This is a genomic window from Paraburkholderia sp. Cy-641 (assembly GCF_011752945.1).
In the GTDB taxonomy this organism is placed as follows: domain Bacteria; phylum Pseudomonadota; class Gammaproteobacteria; order Burkholderiales; family Burkholderiaceae; genus Paraburkholderia.
The window spans coordinates 1-4,397 of record NZ_VWWM01000124.1 but is presented as its reverse complement, the minus strand read 5'-3'; the positions used below and the strand labels follow the sequence as shown (position 1 = coordinate 4,397).

The following is a 4,397-nucleotide window of genomic DNA, read 5'->3' as shown; positions in this document are numbered from 1 at the left end:
GCCGCGCAGACGAGCGCGAGCGCCACGAAGACCAGTACCGCGCTAGACATTGAAGCCTCCGCCGAAGCCGCCGCCGTTGCCGCCGCCTCCGAAGCCACCGCCAAAACCGCCGCCGCCGAAGCCCGCATTGCCGAAGCCCTGCGCCTGCTCGCCGCCGCCGAGCACCTGGCGGAAGCGCGCGAGCTTCGGCGAATGCGGATGAATGCCGAGCGACACCCAGTTGTCGAGCTCCTCGCCCTCGGGCGTCACGATCGGCTCGTAGCGATACAGCTCCTGGGTCGCGATGATGTTGTCGGAGAGTCCCGTGACCTCGGTGACCGACAGGATGCGGCGGCGTCCGTTGGAGAGCCGGCCGATCTGCACGATGAAGTCGATCGCGTTGGCGATCTGGCGGCGCAGGCTCGACTCGGTGCCCTGGAAGCCCGCGAAGCCCGCCAGCATCTCAAGGCGGTACAGACACTCGCGCGGCGAGCTCGCGTGCACGGTGCCCATCGAGCCATCGTGGCCGGTGTTCATCGCCTGCAGCATTTCGAGCACTTCGCCGCCGCGCACTTCGCCGACGATGATGCGGTCCGGGCGCATGCGCAGCGTATTGCGCAGCAGGTCGCGAATCGTCACGACGCCCGCGCCGTCGAAGCCGCCCGGGCGGCTTTCGAGCCGCACCACGTGCGGGTGGTTCAGCGACAGTTCGGCCGTGTCCTCGATCGTCACGACGCGTTCCGGCTCGGGGATATGAAACGCCAGCGCATTGAGCAGCGAGGTCTTGCCCGAACTCGTGCCGCCCGCGACCAGCACGTTGCAGCGCGCGGCCACCGCGGCTTCGAGCAGCGCGCCGATCTCGGCGTTATAGGTGCCGTTGCCGAGCAGATCGTCGGGCCGCATCGGGTCCTTGCGGAACTTGCGGATCGACACGATCGGCCCGTCGATCGAGAGCGGCTCGATCACCACGTTCACGCGGCCGCCGTTCGGCAGACGCGCGTCGACCATCGGGTTCGATTCGTCGAGACGCCGGCCGATCGGCGCGAGAATGCGCCGCACGATCCGCAGCAGATGCGCGTTGTCGGCAAAGCGCACCTGGATGCGCGTGAGGATGCCGTGACGCGACACGTACACGTCGTTGTAGCCGTTGATCAGGATGTCTTCCACGGCCGGGTCGGCGAGCAGGTCCTCGATCGGCCCGAAGCCCGCGAGTTCCTTGGTCAGCGCCTCGGCAATCAGCCGCACTTCGCTCTCGTTGATCGGAATCCGGCGCAGCCTGACGAAGCTGTCCATCTCCAGATCGACGAACTGGTTGATCGCGTTACGCGACCAGCGGCCGAACTCGGAGCCGAGTTCCTCGATGCGCGTGAGCAGATGCTCGTGCGCCGCGTTCTTGATGTCCTGGAACTGCTGGCTATGCGCGAACGCAGGCGCGTCGTCGGCAAACTGGATCTCTTTTGCCATCGTTTATGACCGCTTTTGAGTAGTGGGAATGAAGCGCCTGAGCGCGCCGAGCGCCGACTTGCCGCGCGCCGGCGCCGCGCTGTGCTGCGCGCCGCCGAGCCGCTCGACGAGCGGTTCGAGCGCGCGCACGTAGGCGTCGCGCGGCGCGACGTCGACCAGCAGATGCCCCTGGTTGACCGCCTGGCCGAGCGCGATGCGCCGCTCGGGCAAGCTCGCGAGCAGCGGAATTTCGAGGCGCTGCGCGATCTGCGCGGCGGCGAGGCCGAGGTCGGCATCGAATTTGTTGACGACGAGCTGCACGTTCGAGGTGTCGAGGCCCTCTTCGCGCAAGCCGTCGAGCACGCTGACCGCCGAGACGATCGAGGCGACGCCCTGGTCGCACAGGAGCCAGGTTTCGTCGGCGGCCTGCACGACCTGCGCGATGAATTCGCTGTTGCCGAAGCCGCCGAGGTCGATGAGCTGCTGGTCGAAAAACGCGCGCAGCCGGTTCAGCAAGCCGATCGACGACGAATACGAGACCTCGCGCATGTCGGCGAGATTCGGCGGCAGCGTGGTCAGCGCGAGACCGCTCGCGTGATGCGACAGCGCCGTGTGCACGAAAGTCTGGTCGAAGCGGCGCAGGTTGCGCACGGCCTCGACGAAATTGAATTCGCTGCGTGTGTTGAGCAGCAGCGAGCCGTCCGCGGCGGGCAGGCCGAGATCGAGCAGCGCGGCCTGGCGCCCCTGCGCGACGTCGCGCCGCTGCAGCAGCACGCCGAGGTTGGCGGCGAGCGTGCTCACGCCCATGCCGATGCGCGCGCCGAGCAGCGCCGTAACACGGCCGTGGCGACTCACCGGTTCGATCAGATTGTCGAGCACCTGGCGCGTGATGCGCAGCGCGTCCTCGGGCGGCCCCGACAGGTCGATGAAGTCGCGCACGCCGGCGCGCAGCGCGGCGAGCGCGCTCTCGGGCTCGGCGAGCGAGCCGAGCGCAACGATCTGCAGCGACGGATAGGCCGCGCGCACCGAGTTCGCGGCCGCGCTCGCCGCCGCGCCGCGGCCGCACGAAAAGTCGACGAACACCAGCGACGGATTGAGCGTCGCGATGCGCTGCATCAGCAGCGCCGGATCGAGCGTGGCCGCCTCGATCACGCCCGCACCGACGAGCGTATTGGCGAGCCAGTGCACGTGCTCGTCGGCGAGCGACGCGAACACGAAGTGATCGGTGATCGCCCGTTCAGTCAACGAATGCGTTCTCGCGTTCATGTTGGACATCCTCTTGCGGCATCGACCCTAAAGCCGCCGCCTCGTACTGTCTGCCGGCGCACACGCGCCGGCTCGAAAACCTCGCCTGCTCCCTGCCGCCTGCCGCGCGGCGACACACCGGCTTCACTTGGAGAACCCCGGCACCGCGTCGCGCGCCGCGACGCCGCCCAGCAACGAGCGCCACACCGGTCCGTCGCGCTGCTCGGCCTGCTCGCCCGGCGTCGACGGCAAGTCCGCGCCCTTCGCGAGCGGCGAAACCAGATGTGGCGTCACGATGATGACGAGTTCCTTCTCGTTCTGCTGATAGTTGAGCTGCTTGAAGAACGTGCCGAGAATCGGCAGATCGCCGAGCAGCGGCACCTTCGCGACGTTCGACGCGGTCTCGCGGTCGATCAGCCCGCCGATCATGAAGCTCTCGCCGTCGCCGAGCTCGACCGTCGTGTCGGCGCGGCGCGTGATGAACGCGGGCACCGACACGCCGCTGATCGTCACCGCGTTCGCGAAGTCGAGCTGGCTCGCCTCGGGCGCCACCTTCAGCGCGATGCGCTGCGGGCTCAGCACGGTCGGCGTCAGCGTGAGCCCGACGCCGTACTGCTTGTATTCGATCGAGGTCGTACCGAGCGCCTGCGGCACCGGCACCGGCACTTCGCCGCCGGCGAGGAAGCTCGCGCTTTGCCCGGACAGCGCGACGAGCGTCGGCTCGGCCAGCACGCGCGCGAGGTTGTTGCCCTCGAGCAGGCTCAGGTTCGCGAACAGCCCGTGCGTCGCCGAATTGAAGATCAGGTTGAACGCCGACGAGATCGGCTGCGTGCTCGTCACGCTGGGTGGCGAGGTGCCACCGCCCGTCACCGAACTCAGGGACGACGGCGCGAACGAGCCGAACGTGAAGCCGTTGTTCTGCTTCAGGAAGTTGAAGCCGACTTCCTTCAGCACCGAACGGCTGAATTCGACCACCCGCACGTCGACCTGCACGACCGCGCGGCTCGCCACCGTCGACGTGTCGAACACGGCGCCGTCCTTGCCGACCGCGCCTTGGGCCGCGACGACGGCACGCTGGTGCGACTCCATCGTCGCCGACGAACCGGACACCACCGCCGTGCCGCCGAGCACCTTGACGCTCGGCGTATCGGCGCCGAGCAGCGAGGCCGCGGCCGGCGTCGTCACGTTGACCGTGTAGCGCAGCGGCGCGTCGCGCTCGCGCACCCAGACCATCAGGCTCGTCGTGCCCGCGGCCTTGCCGACCAGCAGCACGCCGCCGTTCTTGCCGCCCTTGACGATCAGCACGTCGGCGACGCCTGGATCGCCGATCGCCACGCGCTGCAGCGCATGGCCCGTCGCGATCTGCTGCTGGCTGCCGACCGTCAGCGTGATGGTCTGGCCGGCCGCGCCGGGCGCGAACTCGGGCGCCTGAGCCGCCTGCTGAGCGGCCTGGGCCGCTTGCGCCGCGCGCGGGTTGACCATCCGCTGTGCCGGACCGGCCGCATCGGTCACCGCCGATACGCCCAGCAAAGCCAACCCGAGCCACGCTGCTTTTCTGAAAGCAAAAATCCGTTGTGTCATGTAGTGATGGGGGCGACTGGCCGCCCGCTCCCTGAAGCTGCTTACCAGGCGACCGTTTCGGCGCGCCCACCCCGTATTACTTCGATACCGCCCCGCGTGCCGCCCGTATTGCCCGCGACGCGCGCGGGCGCCGGTGCCCGCGGCGCAAG

At 68.8% G+C, this 4,397-nt stretch carries 3 protein-coding genes; all 3 read right to left on the bottom strand.

The genetic code is table 11. The features are described from left to right. Window positions 1-42: 42 nt before the first annotated feature. Entirely contained in the window at window positions 43-1,443 is a 1,401-nt protein-coding gene (locus tag F3J20_RS31600; RefSeq protein ID WP_167040140.1) for a CpaF family protein, read from the bottom strand. A 3-nt stretch (window positions 1,444-1,446) separates the two neighbouring features. Continuing rightward, on the bottom strand, window positions 1,447-2,688 hold the full coding sequence (locus F3J20_RS31595; protein ID WP_167040142.1) for a fimbrial protein: 1,242 nt from the start codon (window positions 2,686-2,688) through the stop codon (window positions 1,447-1,449). 123 nt (window positions 2,689-2,811) lie between these two features. Further along, window positions 2,812-4,248, bottom strand: coding sequence for a type II and III secretion system protein family protein (locus F3J20_RS31590; protein WP_240158862.1), 1,437 nt, complete (start codon window positions 4,246-4,248; stop codon window positions 2,812-2,814). Window positions 4,249-4,397: the final 149 nt, after the last annotated feature.

Excerpts from the sequence above, each read along its gene's own strand:
- F3J20_RS31595 (WP_167040142.1), bottom strand. The coding sequence starts at position 2,688 with ATGAACGCGAGAACGCATTCGTTGACTGAACGGGCGATCACCGATCAC.
- F3J20_RS31600 (WP_167040140.1), bottom strand. The coding sequence starts at position 1,443 with ATGGCAAAAGAGATCCAGTTTGCCGACGACGCGCCTGCGTTCGCGCAT.
- F3J20_RS31590 (WP_240158862.1), bottom strand. The coding sequence starts at position 4,248 with ATGACACAACGGATTTTTGCTTTCAGAAAAGCAGCGTGGCTCGGGTTG.